The organism is Maritalea myrionectae DSM 19524 (assembly GCF_000423365.1).
Classification (GTDB): Bacteria; Pseudomonadota; Alphaproteobacteria; order Rhizobiales; family Devosiaceae; genus Maritalea; species Maritalea myrionectae.
Genome location: NZ_AUHV01000002.1, coordinates 73,970 through 91,851 on the forward strand (window position 1 = coordinate 73,970; position 17,882 = coordinate 91,851).

At 53.7% G+C, this 17,882-nt stretch carries 18 protein-coding genes and 1 tRNA gene; 7 read left to right on the forward strand and 12 right to left on the reverse strand.

Annotation, left to right across the window (positions count from 1 at the left end; all coding sequences use genetic code 11):
- Positions 1-109: 109 nt before the first annotated feature.
- From G549_RS0100355 to G549_RS0100365, 3 genes are all read left to right on the forward strand, one after another.
- Complete coding sequence (locus tag G549_RS0100355; protein ID WP_051213042.1) at positions 110-604, forward strand: putative pterin-binding protein; 495 nt, start codon at positions 110-112, stop codon at positions 602-604.
- Entirely contained in the window at positions 601-1,929 is a 1,329-nt protein-coding gene (locus G549_RS21050) for a sensor histidine kinase (RefSeq protein ID WP_051213045.1), read from the forward strand. Before G549_RS0100355 ends, G549_RS21050 begins: the two co-directional genes overlap by 4 nt.
- A gap of 148 nt (positions 1,930-2,077) precedes the next feature.
- Positions 2,078-2,614 (forward strand): hypothetical protein, encoded by a 537-nt coding sequence (locus G549_RS0100365; RefSeq protein WP_027833360.1) that lies wholly within the window; start codon positions 2,078-2,080, stop codon positions 2,612-2,614.
- A gap of 3 nt (positions 2,615-2,617) precedes the next feature.
- On the opposite strand, the gene G549_RS21055 is transcribed toward G549_RS0100365, so the two are convergent.
- The 6 genes from G549_RS21055 to G549_RS0100400 form a co-directional block, all read right to left on the reverse strand.
- The gene (locus G549_RS21055; protein ID WP_051213048.1) at positions 2,618-3,241 is read right to left on the reverse strand and encodes a hypothetical protein; all 624 of its coding nucleotides are present in this window, start codon (positions 3,239-3,241) and stop codon (positions 2,618-2,620) included.
- A complete protein-coding gene (locus G549_RS0100375; protein WP_027833361.1) occupies positions 3,238-4,194 on the reverse strand; it encodes a hypothetical protein in 957 nt (318 codons plus the stop codon). Before G549_RS0100375 ends, G549_RS21055 begins: the two co-directional genes overlap by 4 nt.
- A 68-nt stretch (positions 4,195-4,262) precedes the next feature.
- The gene (locus G549_RS0100380; RefSeq protein ID WP_036220676.1) at positions 4,263-5,012 is read right to left on the reverse strand and encodes an SH3 domain-containing protein; all 750 of its coding nucleotides are present in this window, start codon (positions 5,010-5,012) and stop codon (positions 4,263-4,265) included.
- Positions 5,012-5,995, reverse strand: a complete 984-nt coding sequence (locus G549_RS0100385; protein WP_027833363.1) for a hypothetical protein — start codon at positions 5,993-5,995, stop codon at positions 5,012-5,014. Before G549_RS0100385 ends, G549_RS0100380 begins: the two co-directional genes overlap by 1 nt.
- Before the next feature lie 125 nt (positions 5,996-6,120).
- Complete coding sequence (locus G549_RS0100390) at positions 6,121-7,101, reverse strand: hypothetical protein (RefSeq protein ID WP_027833364.1); 981 nt, start codon at positions 7,099-7,101, stop codon at positions 6,121-6,123.
- 348 nt (positions 7,102-7,449) lie between these two features.
- Positions 7,450-7,539: transfer RNA gene (locus tag G549_RS0100400), tRNA-Ser, on the reverse strand.
- A gap of 299 nt (positions 7,540-7,838) precedes the next feature.
- On the opposite strand from G549_RS0100400, the gene G549_RS0100405 reads away from it, so the two are divergent.
- A complete protein-coding gene (locus G549_RS0100405; protein ID WP_027833366.1) occupies positions 7,839-8,258 on the forward strand; it encodes a DUF2147 domain-containing protein in 420 nt (139 codons plus the stop codon).
- A 20-nt stretch (positions 8,259-8,278) separates the two neighbouring features.
- On the opposite strand, the gene G549_RS0100410 is transcribed toward G549_RS0100405, so the two are convergent.
- A complete protein-coding gene (locus tag G549_RS0100410) occupies positions 8,279-8,989 on the reverse strand; it encodes a glutathione S-transferase N-terminal domain-containing protein (RefSeq protein WP_027833367.1) in 711 nt (236 codons plus the stop codon).
- A 132-nt stretch (positions 8,990-9,121) separates the two neighbouring features.
- Between G549_RS0100410 and G549_RS0100420 the strand changes: the two genes are divergently transcribed.
- Positions 9,122-9,919: a sulfite exporter TauE/SafE family protein gene (locus G549_RS0100420; RefSeq protein ID WP_245985740.1), complete on the forward strand. Its 798-nt coding sequence runs from the start codon at positions 9,122-9,124 to the stop codon at positions 9,917-9,919.
- Here G549_RS0100420 and G549_RS18335 read toward each other — a convergent pair.
- From G549_RS18335 to G549_RS0100435, 3 genes are all read right to left on the reverse strand, one after another.
- Positions 9,910-11,994 carry a molybdopterin-containing oxidoreductase family protein gene (locus G549_RS18335; RefSeq protein ID WP_051213054.1) on the reverse strand — a complete coding sequence of 695 codons (2,085 nt, stop codon included), beginning with the start codon at positions 11,992-11,994 and terminating at the stop codon, positions 9,910-9,912. The genes G549_RS0100420 and G549_RS18335 overlap by 10 nt on opposite strands.
- Before the next feature lie 81 nt (positions 11,995-12,075).
- Positions 12,076-12,498 (reverse strand): nucleoside-diphosphate kinase, encoded by a 423-nt coding sequence (ndk, locus tag G549_RS0100430; RefSeq protein WP_027833369.1) that lies wholly within the window; start codon positions 12,496-12,498, stop codon positions 12,076-12,078.
- A gap of 117 nt (positions 12,499-12,615) precedes the next feature.
- The gene (locus G549_RS0100435) at positions 12,616-13,041 is read right to left on the reverse strand and encodes a hypothetical protein (RefSeq protein WP_027833370.1); all 426 of its coding nucleotides are present in this window, start codon (positions 13,039-13,041) and stop codon (positions 12,616-12,618) included.
- Positions 13,042-13,177: 136 nt separating this feature from the next.
- Here G549_RS0100435 and G549_RS0100440 point away from each other — a divergent pair, with 136 nt between their 5' ends.
- Together G549_RS0100440 and G549_RS0100445 are read left to right on the forward strand one after the other, a co-directional pair.
- A complete protein-coding gene (locus G549_RS0100440; protein ID WP_027833371.1) occupies positions 13,178-15,061 on the forward strand; it encodes an ABC-F family ATP-binding cassette domain-containing protein in 1,884 nt (627 codons plus the stop codon).
- Positions 15,062-15,072: 11 nt separating this feature from the next.
- On the forward strand, positions 15,073-15,870 hold the full coding sequence (locus tag G549_RS0100445) for a DUF4344 domain-containing metallopeptidase (RefSeq protein ID WP_027833372.1): 798 nt from the start codon (positions 15,073-15,075) through the stop codon (positions 15,868-15,870).
- 1 nt (position 15,871) lies between these two features.
- Here the strand turns inward: G549_RS0100445 and G549_RS0100450 are convergent, their stop codons facing one another.
- Together G549_RS0100450 and G549_RS0100455 are read right to left on the reverse strand one after the other, a co-directional pair.
- Positions 15,872-16,330 carry a DNA polymerase III subunit chi gene (locus tag G549_RS0100450; protein ID WP_027833373.1) on the reverse strand — a complete coding sequence of 153 codons (459 nt, stop codon included), beginning with the start codon at positions 16,328-16,330 and terminating at the stop codon, positions 15,872-15,874.
- Positions 16,331-16,353: 23 nt separating this feature from the next.
- Positions 16,354-17,841: a leucyl aminopeptidase gene (locus G549_RS0100455; protein WP_027833374.1), complete on the reverse strand. Its 1,488-nt coding sequence runs from the start codon at positions 17,839-17,841 to the stop codon at positions 16,354-16,356.
- Positions 17,842-17,882: the final 41 nt, after the last annotated feature.

The following is a 17,882-nucleotide window of genomic DNA, read 5'->3' on the forward strand; positions in this document are numbered from 1 at the left end:
CCCTATATGTGGACATAAGCGCTCGGATTTGTTGTTCTGTATCCAGCAGTTGAAGAGTTTCGTATTGGGGGCGTCATTGCGACCATATCAGTTTTTGAAATACGCTCTGATGGCTGCCGCTTTCTTGGCTGGCGCAACCACGCTTGCCTTTGCGCAGACAGCTGAAAGCCTGCCTATGCCGACAGGGCAAACGGTGCTGCGCATAGAAGGCGCAATTGCGCGGACAAATCTGAATGGCCAAGCGGTTTTTGACCGTCAAATGTTAAACGAACTCGAGCGGCATGAATTGGAAACGCACACATCCGTGACAGATGGCCCCCAGCATTTTGAGGGTTTTTTGATGCGGGACCTTTTGGACCTGGTAGGTGCCGAAGGTGAGATGGCGACAGCGCACGCGCTCAACGATTATGTGGTCGATATTCCCATGAGCGATTTTAAAGATTTCGATGTCCTCGTCGCCATGGAGATGAATGGCAAGCAATTGACCGCCCGGGATAAGGGGCCGCTCTGGATCGTCTATCCGCGTGACGATGTCGAAGAACTTCAGGACATCCGATATGATTATCGCTGGGTATGGCATCTCGACAGCCTAAAAATCCAATGACGCCGAGCCGACGGGCCGCCATAGGCTATGTGCTCACCGGATTCGCGATCGTGAGCTTTGCCGTGTTGTTGGGATTTGCGCTGATGCGCCTATCGAGCACGGAAGCTGAAACGCGACGCAGTGTTACCGACAACATGGTATGGGTGCTTGAGCGCACACGCTCCACCACCCTGTTGCTCGATAAGGCCGTCGCGAGCGATGTGGCGAACATGCCCTATGAGGCCGACCGCCAGTTGCAATATGATCTTCTTCTCAGTCGCCTGTCTCAGTTGCTGGAGGGCCCGCAGGCACGCCACTTGGAGCAGATCGGTTTTAAGCAAACCATCGCAGACCATCAAAAAGCGGTCCTGGCGATTGAACGTGACATTGCTGATCTGAAACAAGGTGACGTTGATGCGGCCATGCAGATTCATGAGGTCACGGCACCGCTTGTTACCGATCTCGGGCACGCGGCCAACCGCTCGATGGTTGTGCATTGGGATGAGACAGGTGCTCGTAGCGACGCGATTAACGCATCGATTGCTCAGGTCATCGTCTCTGTCATTGCCTTATATGGTTTGGGTTTGTTGATTTGCGTGATCATGGTGCGCGCCCTACTCGACAAACATCTCGCGCAGCAAGCGCTGCTGCACGAACAAAAAATGCGCGAAGCCTATCGCAGCTTTATAGATTTGGTCTCGCACCAGTTCCGCACGCCACTCGCCGTCATCGATTCATCCATGCAACGCATCAGTCGGGATCGCGCGGCAATGACACGGGACGAGATTGTGCAGCGGGCCGGACGCGTGCGGCAGGCGGTCGCGAACTTGACCCGGCTCATGGAAATGACGCTCAAGTCCATACGCTTGGAAGGTGGACAACTCGAAGTGAGCATGCAGACCTGCGACACAGCCGAACTGATCAATGGTGTGGCGGCGCGGCAGCGCGAACTTACCCCCGAACGGCGCATTGAGGTGCAGATTGCGCCGGAGACCCCCAAAAACTTGGTCACCGACCCTTTGTTGGTCGAGCAAATTCTGACCAACCTATTGAGCAACGCCATCAAATACTCTCCGGCGAATGAAGTGGTGAACATCGTAACCCGGGCTGAAGCGGATCGACTGGCCATCAGTGTGCATGATATGGGCATCGGGATGTCCAAAGATGAGCAATCACGCGTCTTTACCCGTTTTTTCAGAGCGAAAACCGCGCGCAACATTTCAGGAATCGGGCTTGGGCTGAATATATCTCAAAAGCTGTCCGATCTACTTGGAGGCACCCTGCGGTTTCAATCCCAACAAGGCGTCGGCTCCACCTTTACCCTTTCCCTGCCCCTGACAAATTGATCGCGGCCTGTTCAAACAAACGGGGCGATTCAGTGCCTGACGCTAGATAGTCGTGGGCACTGGGGTGCTGGATTCACCTTACTCCCCGGTCAGATTTCAAACATAGAAAAGCAGGTTGAAAATGACAAAGTTTTGCACGCTAACGACGATGGCAACAACACTTCTGGCGATGGCCATGGGGGCACCCATTTCCTTGGCAGCGCAGGAAGGTGACATTAAGCCCGGCGTCTATGCTTGGTTCAACGGGGCGAGCCCTGATAAACGGTCGCCTGCCGAAATTGCCGGTCAGTGTGCGCGCGCACCACATGTCCACTATCCAGATGGCTTTATGGTGGCCAAAAAGCTCAACACCGAAGCAGGCAATGACGGTGGCGCACCGTATGAATTTCAAGGGCACGGGCAATGCCAGTTTTCCAGCGGCCAAATGTCCTGCGATGTGGTCAGCGGTGCACCCGGCGAAGGGGGACGCAGCGGATCGCGAGAAGCGGCATACAGAATTTCAGCCAGCGACCATATTATCTTGTCCCGCCCCGGTGGCGACGACATAGGGGCGTATATCCCTTGCGACATCAAAGAGCTGGACCAAACAGCCGACGATGGCCGCAATGTACTCGATCAAATTGTCGTACGCGACGATGACGGTCCACTCCCCGATCTCGACCGGGCTTCAGCGGTCTCCGAATAACATTTAGTGCCCGGCGCGGGTCGTTCTCGGGGTGGTGGGGTCGACCCAGCCATAGGCCCGGGGCCGATCTTCGCCGCACCTGAAGCCCAGGGCAATCTTATCGGCCACACGGCGGGCCATTTTGTTGGCGTCAGGTGTGTTGCTCGCATCAATATACCCCACCATGCAGCTCTCCGCATCGGGGGCGTGCGCAACGGTACTCACAACCAAAAACTGGTGCTGCTGTTCCCCGGCGCCGACGAACCAGCGATGGATCGTGGCAAACGGCACCATATCGCCATTGAGGCGTTGGCCGCGCCATTCGACGGTGCGCGCCACATTATTGAAGGTTTGAAAACTCTCCCAGGGCCCAAATTGGGGGTTTTTGGTGTAATCGAGGGAAATTCGGCCATCATCATCTGACAGCATCAAATGCAAGTCGCCTGGACCAGGACATAGCAGTTGCGCATAGGCACCCGGGCCCTCTGGCGGGCTGGCGTCAATCACGGTGCAATCTGTCTCCCAGTTGTATTCCCAATAAGTGCTGTCCACTTCTAGCCCGTCCTGAGCCAACGCACTGACATTGCTCCCAAGGCCGCACATTGCGGCGAAAAGCAGCGCAATCCAAATTCTAAAACTCTGCATCATTGACTATATCCTCCACTCGGTGCCCCAACTGGCGTGTCAAGTTGGGCCATTGCTGCACTCATCGCCTCTGCTCGATCTGTGGCCGAGGTCGAAGCCGCCACGGTTTCGCGCTGTTCGCGAATAATGCCGGTTTCGATGTCGATCACCTGGGCAAAGACATATATCTCACCATCAACCTCGCGCTGCTTAAAATTCAGCCGGACGCGTGGCGGATTAAGCAAGCCAGTTTCACCAAGCGCACAGACACGTTCCAGGCTGTCCTCGCCTGGTTTGACGGGCAATATCCTGCCGGTTTCGCCCAGATGCAACCAGCTGCTCTCACGGCCACTGTCCTTCGCACTGGTCATCACGTAATCACTTAGCGTATAGCCTTGGGCCGCTGTCTTACCTTGGTCAGCAAGTGCCATCGCCAAGCCTTGCGCCGCGGCTGATTTCGTCATGTCAGAGTCGCTATCGCTGAGGTTTTCGCCCTGGCACCCCTCCATGTCGGGCATGGCAAGCGCGCGCGGCTCCATCGCTGCGGGATAGTCGAAGCTGAACCCCTGCACTTCGCCAGCCATCCGCCCGATCATGGACGCATGGCCATATACACGGAACGTCAATTCAGCCTTTTGGGTGCCAATGTCTTGGGCAACGTAGAGTGTTTCATCTGTAGCAGATTGCAGAAACAGCATGTTTTTGTCGTTTTGCGATAAGACGAATTGTCGGCCGCATTGACTGACTTTCACCTCATGCAGACCTTCGCTTTGCGGCTTACGGATGACCTGACCGGCGAGGCCCTCGCGATTATTAAAGGCCCGTGCGATGCGTTCCGCATCGGGCAGCGTGTTGCCGGGCATCACATCGGTTGTAATTTTGCCGCTGAACAACTCATAGGTGCCATCACAAGGCGGTGCCTGAGCGAAAGCGGGGTTTGCAAAGATCGTCAGGGCGAGAAACGGTACACATTTCATGCTGGAGCCTCACTTTCAATTTCTGATTGGTATGGGCGTTTAGGTCACGACATGAGGGCCGCTTTTATTCAGGGAAACACCCAATTTTCATGTTCGATTTGCATAATGCGCAGAGCCGGATCGGGAAGCGATCCATCAACCCGCAGATGGAAAACCACCAATTGTGGGCGCCCGAAATTCTTGAATGTCGCATGCACCGTGATCCGCCCTCGAAACATAGTCCGCTCATCTGGCGCAAAGACCTTCAAATCGCTGATCTGGGTATCCTGTGCATTAAATAGCGGATCGGCACCAACATTGCCCTGCGCCAGCCGCGCCACGACATCGGCGAAAAAATAGTTGCGTGCAACAGATGGGTGCAGCGGCCCAAGGGCACCGCCACTACTTGCACTCAATTGCAGATCATAGACATGGCGCACCAACGCCTCCGCGTCGCTAACCAGCGGATCCATTTCCGGCTGTAAACGCGAAACATCTTCACCCAAAAACTGGGCCGAAACCCAGCCTTTGGTCTTTTGGTCACGCCCTTCCACCAGGCACCATCGGGCCGGAAGGCTGGCGCGTTGGGCATCTGTGAGGGCATAATAATGCTCTTGGGTTAGAAACGGGACGCAAGTGATCATTTTCAACCCTGTGGCGTTGTGAGCGAATGCACCAATCGCCATATATTTGGTTCCCGGTCCGGCACGCACATTCAAATTGTCGTTGGCAGCAACGCCCCTGACCTGCCAAGCGTCTGGCCCATGCCCATCCATCTGTGCCAGACTAGAAGTTGCGGACAAAATCAGCAAGACAAGGGCCAGAAGATGCCTGATCATCATGAGGTGCCTTCAACGCCGGAAGCCGCCCCACTCTCACCGGCCGAGCCGAGTGCACGTTCTTTTAGCTTGCGGAATTTTTTCGACAATTGCTCAAGCTTGGCCTCCCATTCAGGGTCGGGACGTTGGCCCTCAATCGTTTTAAAATAGACCTGCATCATACAGGTGATGGCGAACGGCTCGAGCAGTGCCGCCTTGACGCTCCACGCGAAAAGTAGCGCAAAGATAAAGCCGCCTGCCGTCCATCCGCCAGGCATCAGATAAACGATCAGCGCCGCTGGCGCGAGCATCAACAAAAAGACCAAAAAGCCTAGGCCATAAACGATAAATGCCAGCCACGCGGCGTTCTTCAGCATCACTTTGTAGTTCTGGCCATAAAGCACCAATGCCTCCTTGGCAGACATCCATGCATTGTCAGATTGTGTGCGGATCGCATAGGCAAGGATCACCTCGTCCACGAAACCGACTGCGACGCTTAAAAACGCCTTCAGGATGCCGGCGAGCTGTTGCGCCCCCGGGATCGGCAATACGGTCAATATGCCCCGCACCAAACCAGAAATCGCCTTGACCACGCCCTTGATCAGCTGATCGATGGCGAACAGCACACTCGCCTGCCCGAAACGCTGTTTCACCACTGTGGTCGCATGCGTCAGCTGGCTACGCCCTTGCGGCAGTTTTTTGCCATCCATCAGTTCAAGGAGCACCGCAATATGGCCAGCCTTGACGATATAAAGAATATATTCGCGCGCCCAATACATAACCGCACCAAAGACGCCGAACCCGATGATGCCACCCCAAATGGTGCTGTTGGCCTGAAAATCCGGGCCGCCGACAATGCCGACGCCATAACCGATCCCAGCTCCAGTGCCGGTGACAAGGACATAGCCAATGGCAATCCCGAAATAAACCGCCATACGCAAAATGATGAAGGGCAAGGTGCGCCCCATCATTCCAAATGCACTGCCGATGTTGAAATCCCACATTTCATATCTTCCTTGTTCAAAAATTTGAGCCCGTTGTAGGCCAAACGATGCCACACCTGTCCCCGTTAGACCCCGTTTGTTTGAACGGGGCCCAACATCAATAGTTTCACAGCCAAAACAATCATCTAGGCCGTCGACATGCCGCTATCTGCCTCTCCATCCATTTTGAGATAGCTTTCCATCTCCTCGCGAATATCAGGCATCAACGCTTCAGCATGGGCGATCCGCGCATAGAAAAGTGTGAAATAGACAACCTTCACTGCCGTTACCAAGCGGGCAAGCACGGCGTTGCCCACAAAGCACAAAAATATGGCAATGAAGAACGGCATCCAACTGAAGACTGTTTCCGGGCCGAATGGCAGCCAAGCGGGAACGGTTGGGAACACATCACCGATTTTGCCGCCCGAAAAACCTTCCGGCATGGCGCCGCCGAAGAACAGGCCGATCGCGATACCAATCAAGCCACCCAGCACATAAGCAGGCCCAATAATGGCGCGCACCACGCCCCCCGCTATGTCGATGCCAAACACGCCAACCAGCGTTTCGGGCACATTGTCTTTTAACGCGGTGAGTTTTTGCGTGGCCTCGCTCGTCGACAATTTGTCTATGGCAAACACCGGCAGCAGAAAATGGTTCACCAGGTCCCATATCTCCACAAGCCCGCCCATGATGATGCGAATAAAAAAGCCGCCCTTGCCGCGCTGGCTGGCAATCCAAACGCTCAGCATATCCGCGAGGCTGAGCAACCACAAACGCCCGCGCATCCCTTTAAGCTGTTTTTTTACGCTCTTGCCATCCGGATCATTGCCAATCGCTGTTTCATAAACCAGGCGGCTGAGCGCCAGCTCGGTCATGTTGTAGTAAAAAAACTTGAATATGAAAGCGAAAATCCCGAATAGAATTAGCCAGGTGCCGAGGCCGCCTTTGCCGAGCACAATAGCCGCAATGCCCCCGAAAAACAGGCAAACGACCAACACGGCCATGGCACTCATCTTGAGAACAGGCACGATAATATCGTCATCTCGCGCGACAATGGTAAAAGTATGCTTGAGCAAATAGCCAAGTTGCCCAACCCGCGCGCCAATACCCGGGCGTTCAAATTTCATGGTTCATCTCCTCCTTGCGCAGTTGCAGGTCGAAACTTCAGCGGAGATGCTAATCGTAGGACTGAGGGGCAAGCCCCGTTCGTTTGAAGGGGTCAAAGGAGGCGCCCAGCCGAGAAATAGGCCTTACCTTGCTGCGCACACTGCGCTTCTGTCGCTGTGCAAGTTTACTTCGAGCAGTGGATTGCTGCGATTCTAACGGGAATTGGCCAGTCCACATATTCGAACAGCGAGAGCCGGTGAAGAACTATGGGGCAATCCAGGATAGGGAATGACTGTTGGGCTAGATGGTAAGCCGAAACAACACCGCAGGAATTTTGCCGTGAAAATTCAAATACTAACCTGAAAGAATGGCGGAGAGGAAGGGATTCGAACCCTCGAGACGGTTCCCCGCCTACTCCCTTAGCAGGGGAGCGCCTTCGACCACTCGGCCACCTCTCCGGGGTCGTGAATAACCTTAAGCTCATCATGGATGCAAGCCATTTTTTCAAAATTTTGACAATGTCTTGTGTACGCTTATGCTTGAAAGTTGCGTCGCGGGTTCATAATTTGGAAGTCATAATAATATGTGGGCGGCAGATGTGCCTATTTTCGGACACATATTAAAGTTTGCGAAACGCCCCTTTGTAAAAATCAGTTTCAAGATCGTGGCGCTTATCCGTCGTTTATTACTGACGAAAATTTGCTGCGAATCGTGTTTTAATAAGTTGTTTTTGGGAATGAATATGCTGCTAAATGCGATGAAACCACTGTTCAAATATGTGCTGGCGCTGGCCCTGGTGATGCCGACGACTGTTGGCTTCGCGCAGGCGTTTAACCCTGTCGGCACGTGGCGCACACGACTTGACGCGGAAGTGCGGATTGATCGGTGTGGGCGGCAGTTTTGTGGGGTGGTGACCAAAGCAGCCAAGCCGGGCTTAACAGATAAGCGCAATCCAGATCCGAAATTGCGCAATCGCCCTATTGAAGGCATCTTGCTGATCACTTTTAGCAAAAGCGAAGAACCCAAAGCATTTGTGGGCGAGCTTTATAATCCGCTGGATGGCAAAATGTATGAAGGCACGGCTAAAATGCCCAATCCTCAAACCATTCGCCTGAAAGGGTGTTTGTTTTACAGCATTCTTTGCCTGAAAGAGGATTGGGTTAAGATCGCGCCTTAACCCAAATCCGATCGGTTTTGTTATTTTGAACGCTGATTGAACAGCACTTTTTGGGCGTCCTTGTCGTTGGCAAGGTTAAGCTGCTCGCGGGCTTCCTTGCCCACTTCCATGCCCTTGGCCACAGCGTCGCGAGAACCCAGGCGCACCAGCCAATCTTTCACATGGGGAAACTCTTCAATATCCATGCCTTGGCCTTCCCAAAGGGTTGCCCAGCCATAAATGGCCATATCGGCGATGGAATAGTCGCCAGCCACAAAGTCGTTGTCAGCCAGGCGCTTGTTCAACACACCGTAAAGGCGGTGCGTTTCATCTTCATAGCGCTTCATGGCGTAAGGCAATTTTTCTGGCGCATATTTATTGAAGTGGTGGTTTTGCCCCAACATCGGGCCGAAACCGCCCATTTGCCAGAACAACCATTCATCCACCTTCACCTGCGCCCGCTCGTCGCTGGGGTAGAACTTATCGAACTTCTTGGCCAAATATTTCATGATGGCCGCTGATTCGAACACGCTGATTGGTTCGCCGCCCGGCCCTTCTGGATCAACGATCGCAGGAATTTTATTGTTTGGTGAAATTTTCAAAAAATCGTCTTTAAACTGGTCGCCCGCACCAATGTTCACCATGTGCACATTGTAAGGCACGCCCAACTCTTCCAAAAGGATTGAAATCTTCCATCCATTTGGCGTGGTCCAATAGTAAAGATCGATTGGCTTGTTTTGTACCGTTGACATAAAGTGCCTCACTGGTTTGAATAAGTTAAGGTCGGTTTATCGTAATTTTACGATAAACTATCAACCCCATTTCAAACACAAAAACGTGTACAGCACGAATTTGTTTCATATTGTCCAATCCTTGGATAATTATTGCGCGCATCATTGGATCAAAAGGACAATATTTTGGACTGGATCATTCTGTTTTTTGCCGGGCTTGGCGCCGGGGCGTTAAATGCGTTGGCTGGCGGCGGGTCATTTGTGATTTTCCCGGCGTTGATGCTGGTGGGCGTGCCGCCTGTGGCCGCCAACGCCACCAACACGTTTGCTTGCCTGCCCGGCTATGCCAGTGGCGCCATTGGCTTTTACGACGCGATCATGGCCAACAGGCAAAGGATCGTGCTTTATTCTATTATCGCGCTGGTGGCGGGTTATTTGGGGGCCGAAGCGCTGTTGCTCGTGTCCGACGCGCAATTCAGCACCATTGTGCCCTGGCTTATGCTGTTCGCCGTGCTCGCCTTCAGCTTTGGCGGGCAGTTGAACAGCTATTTGGTGTCGCGCAGCAGCGGCAGCAAGCGCGCGGCCCGCGCGGGGGCCATCGGCACCGCCCTGTTGCTCACCGCCATTTGCTTTTATGGCGGCTTTTTCAATGCCGGGCTGGGCATCATCCTTTTGGCGTTTCTGGTGCTGGCGGGCTATAAAGACATTAATGGCATGAACGGCATCAAGCTGTGGCTCTCCACCTTGGTCGCCCTCACCGCCGTGATCCGGCTGGCCATTGGCGGCTCGATATATTGGTTGGAAGGCTCTGTCGCCCTTGTGGGCGCCACCCTAGGCGGCTACCTCGCCGCCCGCCTCTCCTATCTGATCCCCGCCCTCTATGTGCGCCGCTTTGTGATCGTCTATGGCTTGGGGCTGACGGTCTATTTCTTTTGGCAGGTTTACGGGTGAGGTTTCACCCAAACCGCACAATCATGAAACGCAGCGCCGCCAAACGGGGGCACGGGGTCGGAACCGATTAAAGTGTTGATTCCTTTGCCGCCTTTATGGGCCTTGTTTTTAAACAGACTTTCGGCGATCAGCACGCCGCGTTGCATGCCGTCGAAGATTTTGGCTTTGAGGATCACTTCGCCGCGTTTGTTGCCGACGGTGACGTAATCATCTTCGTTGATGTTGAGCGCGGCGGCATCTTCTGGATGGACGAACACGGTCGGTTCCGGGTGGCGTTTTTGTGAACCGGGCGTTTCGGTGAAGCTGGTGTTTAGGAAAGCGCGGGCTGGGCTGGTGGCCAGGCGGAACGGATGCACCTCGTCGCAGGCTTCAATGGTTTCCCAATGGTCGGCGAATTTGGGCAGAATGGCCGGGTCGCATACAAATTCTACCGCTTTGCGCTCTTGCGTGGCGGGCCAGTCTGGCGCGAATTTGAAGCGGCCATCGTCCCATGCGAAGCCATCGCGATAATGGGCGTCGGCCACAGTGTCGGCGCGTTCGATATAGCCCTCTTCCGCCACCTCGTTTAGCGAGCCAAAGCCTGACTTTTGGAACGTCTCGTCGATCAGTTCGCGGTCTTCCATCTCAAAGGCGGCACCCTTGGCGTTCAACCGTTTGGCCAGTTCCTTGAACAACCAGTGATTGGAGCGGGTTTCGCCCGGGCCCTCTTGGATTTTCGGGCCGTAGAGAATACGCGTATGACCGCTGCGGGTATAAAAATCTTCATGTTCGGTGAACATGGTGGCGGGCAGCACAATGTCGGCCAGTTCGGCGGTGTCGGTCATAAATTGCTCGTGCACCACCACAAACAGATCGTCGCGCTTAAAGCCTTGGCGCACCAGTTCCTGATCCGGCGTCACAACCGCCGGGTTGCAGTTTTGAATCAGCATGGCTTTCACCGGCGGACCGTTTTTCAGTGCCTTTTGATCACCGGTCAAAATCGGGCCAAGTTCGCACATGTCCAGCAAGCGCTGGGGCTTGGTGGCGAGGTCTGATCCGGTGATCAGACTTTTATCGATGCCCCATGTGCCCGAGTTGGAATGGAACGCCCCGCCCCCGTCATATTGCCATGCGCCCAGCATGGCGGGCAAGCACAGCGCTGCATGCATGGCGGTGGCGCCATTGCGCTGACGGGTGAAGCCATAGCCGAGCCGGAAGAAGGCACGTGGGTTGTTGCCTAGCAATGCAGCCAGCTCTTCGATTTGGGCGACTTCCAATCCGGTGATCTCCGCGGCGCGTTCGGGCGTCCAGCTTTCAAGATGTGATTCAAACTCTGGGGAGAAGTCTGTGTATTTGCTCATAAATTCGCGATCGGCTTTGCCATCGCGCAACAAAATATGCATCAGGGCGCAGGCCAGTGCGCCATCTGTTCCGGGCTTCAAGAGCACGCCCATATCGGCCTGTTGCATGGTGGCGGTGCGGTAAATATCGACCACCACCACTTTCGCGCCGCGCTCTTTGCGGGCCTTCATGGCGTGGGTCATCACATTGACCTGGGTGTGCACCGGGTTGGTGCCCCAAATCACGATCACGTCCGATTGCGCCATTTCTTCCGGGTTCACGCCCTGCAAGCGGCCTGTGCCCGCCACATAGCCGGCCCATGAAATCATGGAACAAATGGTGCCATATTGCCGCGAATAGTTTTTGGCGTTGCGCAGGCGGTCAATCCCGTCGCGCATCACATAGCCCATGGTGCCCGCATAATAATAAGGCCACACGCTTTCCGCGCCGAACGCCTCTTCGGCGGCGAGGAATTTTTCGGCCACAATATCCAGCGCCTCATCCCATGAAATGCGCTCAAACTTGCCTTCGCCTTTCGCCCCCAGCCGCTTCAGCGGATAAAGCAAGCGATCTGGGTGGTGCGTCCGCTCCGCATAGCGGGCGACCTTTTCGCAGATCACGCCTGCTGTGTATGGATCATCCTTCGCCCCGCGCACCCGGCCCATGGTGCCATCTTCCAAAATCTCCACATCCAGCGCACAGGTGGATGGGCAATCGTGAGGACAGACGGTGCGTTCAATGCGGGCAACGGACATATGAAGGGACTTTCAGGCAAGGTTCAAGGCATAAAAAAGGGTCGCCGAAGCGACCCTTAAAAACTAACAAAATCGCAGCGATTAGCCAACGATTTCGTCGTCAGAGAAGAAATATTTGATTTCTTCCGCAGCAGTTTCTGGTGCGTCTGAACCGTGCACTGAGTTTTCGCCGATTGAAAGCGCGAACTCTTTACGGATTGTGCCTTCAGCCGCGTCAGCTGGGTTTGTTGCGCCCATCACTTCGCGGTTTTTCGCAATGGCGTCTTCGCCTTCCAAAACCTGCACAACAACGGGCTCAGAAATCATGAAGTCAACCAATTCACCAAAGAAAGGACGCTCTTTGTGCACTGCGTAGAAGCCTTCAGCTTGCTCGCGTGTCATGTGAATGCGCTTTGATGCAACAACGCGCAAGCCAGCTTCTTCAAACTTGGCGATGATTTTGCCAGTCAAGTTGCGCTTTGTGGCATCAGGTTTAATAATAGAAAATGTACGTTCCAAAGCCATTGAAATACCCTTATTTTGCTTTGTGGGATGTGGCCTGCGTTTTATAGACCTTATCGGGATATGACAAGCACCAAGATCATTTAGCTATGACAGACTGATGACAGGGGCAAAATGCCCCTATTCGATCAGCAATTCTTGGGATTCGATCACTTGTCCTGATTGATCCTTCACCTCAAAGCGCAATCGGTCGAGATCTTTGGGCGCATCGAACCACACTTCCATATTAAGCGGTTTGATCGCCATGGTGCACATGCCGCCTTCAATCTGCACAGTGAACGTGAGGTCGGCCACAAAGCGGCCCACATCCAATGTGTGTCCCGCCAAGCTCCAGCAGCCATTGGGGGCGAAGTACATATATTCAAATTTGATTTGATCGGTGCCGATACGTCTTACAGATGGGATGTTCTCGGGTGTTAACCCGAGAGATGGTTTGGTGTTAAACATTGGTTTTTGCGGGCCAGTGTTGACGCCCTGAGCGCTGGCCGCTAAGGGTTGTGCAAAAATAAAGAGCAAAGTCAGTATTATGGATTTCGGCAGTTTCATTCGAAGACCTGTTTGAAAATTTTTCAATGCACACCTAAAACATCAACGCTTAAATAATGGCGCGCCATTTGGTGTGAATGCTCAAACTAATCTCGAATAATGAACAAAATTAGGCCGTTCGAAAGCTGCTCGAAAAATGCTGAAAATATCCAATCTAAATTACTCCATTGAAGGTCGTACGCTGTTTGACAATGCGAGCCTGACTTTGCCCACCGGTTCCAAGGCGGGTTTTGTGGGCCGCAATGGTTCGGGTAAAACCACCCTGTTCCGCATTCTGAAGGGCGAAATCCCTACAGATTCCGGCACCGTGGAAATTCACCACCGCGCCAAAATGGGTTCCGTCGCCCAGGAAGCCCCCGCGACGCAAGACAGCGTGATGGATATTGTGCTGGAAGCGGATAAAGAGCGCCTGAACCTTTTGGCCGAAGCCGAAACGGTGACCGACCCGATGCGCATTGGCGAGGTGCACACACGCTTGGCCGAAATCGAGGCCCATTCCGCCGAGGCACGTGCAAGCGCGATTCTGAAAGGCTTGGGCTTTGACCAGACCAAGCAGAACGAGCCTTGCGCTAATTTATCTGGCGGCTGGCGTATGCGTGTTTCGCTGGCTGGCGTTTTGTTTGCCAAGCCAGACCTGTTGTTGCTCGATGAACCGACCAACTATTTGGATTTGGAAGGCACCTTATGGCTTGAAGGCTATCTGGCGAACTATCCCTATACGGTCTTTATGATCAGTCACGATCGCGACCTTCTGAACAAAGCGGTGAGTTCCATTGTGCATTTGGATAAGGGTGGCCTCACCTTTTATCGCGGTGCCTATGACCAGTTTGAAGAAAACCGCCGCCTGCAGATGGACATCAACAATAAGCAGCGCGAAAAGCAGCTTGAGCAGATCGCCCATATGCAGAGTTTTGTGGATCGATTCCGCGCCAAGGCCACCAAGGCCAAGCAGGCGCAGTCACGCCTGAAGCGCATTGAAAAGATCAAGCCGGTGGAAGCCCTGTTTGATGAACATGTGGCCCCCTTCACCTTCCCTCAGCCCAAACGCGCGGTCTCTGCGCCGATCATTGATCTTGAAAACGCCTCGACTGGTTACGACGGCAAACCAATCTTAAGCCGTATGAATGGGCGTATCGATCCTGAAGATCGCATTGCGCTCGTTGGCATCAACGGCAACGGCAAATCCACCTTTGCCAAATTGCTCGCGGGCGAATTGCAATTGATGGATGGCCGCCTCACCAAGGCGCGAAAGCTCAATGTGGCCCACTTCGCCCAGCATCAGATGGATATGCTCAAGCCCAAGCAAACACCGCTGGAGCATGTGGAACCGCTCATGCCTTATGATAGCGAGGCCAAGCGCCGCGCCCGTGTGGCACAAATGGGCTTGACCACATCGCGGATGGATACGCTGGCGGAAAATCTTTCCGGTGGTGAGAAAGCGCGACTTTTGATGGGGTTGGTGACGTTTAATGGCCCCAACCTCTTGATCCTTGACGAACCGACCAACCATTTGGACATTGATAGCCGTGACGCTTTGGTGCAGGCGCTCAATGAATATGAAGGCGCAGTTCTGATCATCTCCCACGATCGGCACCTGATCGAGGCCACAGTGGACCAGCTTTGGATTGCCGCGGAAGGCACTATTTCGGTGTGCGATTATGATCTGGACACCTACCAACGCTCCCTCACCGGCACCCGTGATAAGCCCGAGCCGAACAAGGCCAACAGCCCCGGCGACAAGAAGAAGGACCGCAAAGTTGCCGCGGAAAAGCGCGCCCAACTCGCGCCCTTACGCAAGGAAATCAAGCAGTTAGAATCAAAGGTTGAAAAACTGAATCAGCAGTTGGCCAAAACCGACAAAGCGCTTGAAGACCCGGACCTTTTTCAAAAAGATCAGGAAAAAGCTGTGCAATTGGGCAAAGATCGGGCAGATTTAGCCAAAGATATTGAAACAGCGGAAGAGCTTTGGCTGGAAAAGCTGGCAACATTGGAAGAGGCACAGGACGAACTTGGCCTCTAGCGGGGGTAAGTATGAAGCGTTTTGTGTTGAGTCTATTGATTTTGCTGGGGGCGGCATTCGCCCCCGCATTGGCGCAAGACCTCACTGATGATCAATATGACGAAGCGGTGGAATTTGCGCAAAACAACACACGTTTCGTGCTTTATCACGAATTCGGCCACTTGGTGATTTCCCAATTTGGCTTGCCGATTTTGGGCAAAGAGGAAGATGCGGCGGACAATATCGCTTCGGTCATCCTGCTGAGCGAGCGCGACGAAGAATTTGACAACATCCTATTCGACGCGGCCGACGGCTGGTATTTATCAGACATCTCCAACACCGAAGATTTCGAGGAAGCTGATTTTTACGACAGCCACAGCCTCGACATCCAGCGCTCCTATCAAATTGTCTGCCTCATGGCCGGGCAGAGCATTGAGACCTTTGGCGAATTTGCTGCAGAATATGGATTGGATGAGGACCGAATTGATCTGTGTGCCGTGGACTACGAGCAGTTGGAGCAATCTTGGGCTGTGATGACCGAGTCCTTTATCGACCCCTCGCGCGGTGAAGGCTACACCGCCAAGATTGTCTATGACGAACCCAACGATGAAACCGAGCTTTCCGCGACTCTCGTTAAAAACTCGGGCATGATGGAAGAGTTGCAGCAGCGTTTTGCGGACACCTTGCCAGAAGAAACAGTATTCCGCGCCACTTCCTGTGACGAGGCAAATGCATATTACGATCCCGAAGTACCTGAAATTGTTATGTGTTATGAATTGACGGACTTGTTCCTTGATCTGGTGATCGAGGATATTCTGGCAGAAGAATAGCCTACGCCTTTTTCACCCAGCGGCCATTGGGCTCTTGCTGCCAATAGGTCAGCTCGTGCTCTTCCGAAAGGGCTTTCCACGCCTGCCGCGCGCGGGTGACGGCGTCGGGGTCATGGCCGTTGAACATGAACACAACCCGCTCATATTTATCCGCTTTTTCGGGGACCGCGCCCTCGACATAAAAGCGGATTTGAGCGTTGTTGGGGTTTTCGGCGCTATTCGCAATCAGCACTGGCATTTCGGCCAGTTCATCCACTTCCATTTGATCGCTCAGCACCATATGGGGCAAAAAGCTGTCGGGCCGAAACGTCCATAGCGCCTCATCCAGTGCACTGAGTTTGGTTGGATTGGCGCACTCCACCATAGCGCGCCAGCCCCTTTCAAGCGTCTTTTCAAGCAAGACAGGCAGCACGGCCTCCAAAGGCTTTTGCTCCAAATGGTAGAACAAAATTTCTGTCACGCTGCCTGCTCCTTTTGTTTTGGTTATTCGTAGTGATTGCGCATCATTTGGTCGAGCAAATAAACACCAAAGCCTGTGGCCCAGCTTTTATTGACCGCCGTTGCTGGCACATTCATTGCCGTTGATAGGTCAAGGTGCGCCCAATCGGTTTCGCCCACAAAACGCTTCAAAAACTGCGCCGCAGTGATGGCCCCTGCCCAGCGGCCACCGATATTTTTCATATCGGCGTTTTTGCTGTCGATCAGCTTGTCATAGGCGGGGCCCATTGGGAAGCGCCAGACTTTTTCGTCTGTTTCCAAGCCTGCTGCCGTGATGTGCTCGGCCAGTTCATCGCTGTTCGAAAACAGTCCCGCATGTTCATTGCCCAATGCCACCATATTGGCGCCTGTCAATGTCGCAAGGTTGACCATAAATTTCGGCTTGAACGTTTCTTTTGTGTACCAAAGCGCATCTGCCAGCACCAAACGCCCTTCCGCGTCAGTGTTGAGCACTTCGATGGTTTGGCCAGACATGGAGGTGACAATATCGCCCGGGCGTTGGGCGTTGGCATCCAACATGTTTTCAACCAAGCCGATCACGCCAATCACATTGATTTTGGGTTTGCGCAGCGAAACGGTTTTCATCAATCCGGCCACCGCACCAGCGCCGCCCATATCGCCTTTCATGTCTTCCATGCCACCAGCGGGTTTGATGGACAGGCCCCCACTGTCAAACACAACGCCTTTGCCGACGAACGCCACGGGCGCCTCATCTTTCGCGCCACCATTCCATTTCATGATCGCCAAGCGTGGCGGACGAACTGACCCTTGCGCCACGCCCAACAGTGCGCCCATGCCCAATTCTTTCATTTTGGGCTCATCAAGCAGTTCGACTTCCATGCCATCTGCTTCAAGGCTTTTGACAGCGTCGGCAAATTCCAACGTGCCCAAGGTGTTGGCGGGTTCGTTCACCAAGTCACGCGCAAACAATGTGCCTTGTGTCACACAATCACGGGTTTTATGCGCGGCCTTGGCGCCGGCGACATCATTCACCTCAAGGGTCAATTTCAGTTCGGCGGGCCGCTCCTCATCCTTTGTTTTGGTTTTATATTTATCAAAACGGTAGTTGCTGAGTTGAAGGCCAGCAGCGATTTCCGCAACATTTTCTGCTTCAAAAATATCGCCATCCAAGATCACGCGCGTGTTTGCGCCCGGTCGAGTGCTCAACTGGTCAATGAGCTTGCCGCCGAATCCGGCAAATTCATATTTTGGGCTGTCTTTGAGCAGACCGTCCGTGCCCGCGATTACAAGCAAATCAGCATCGAGATTTTGTGGTGCCAATATCGGCAAGAAGCTGCCTTTTTTGCCTTTGAATTTTGCCGCGCGCGCCAGCTTTTCAATATCAAGACCCGTTTGATCCCAAATGGCTTTACTCTCGCCGCTGAATTTGAGGTCCGCATCTACGGTGATCACAATGTTTTCGCCTGCGCCCTTGCCATGTTCGGCAATGGCAATTGTCAACGTTTGACCCATTTCTCTATCCCATTTGTTTGGAGGTGCGCGCTTGGGCGCTT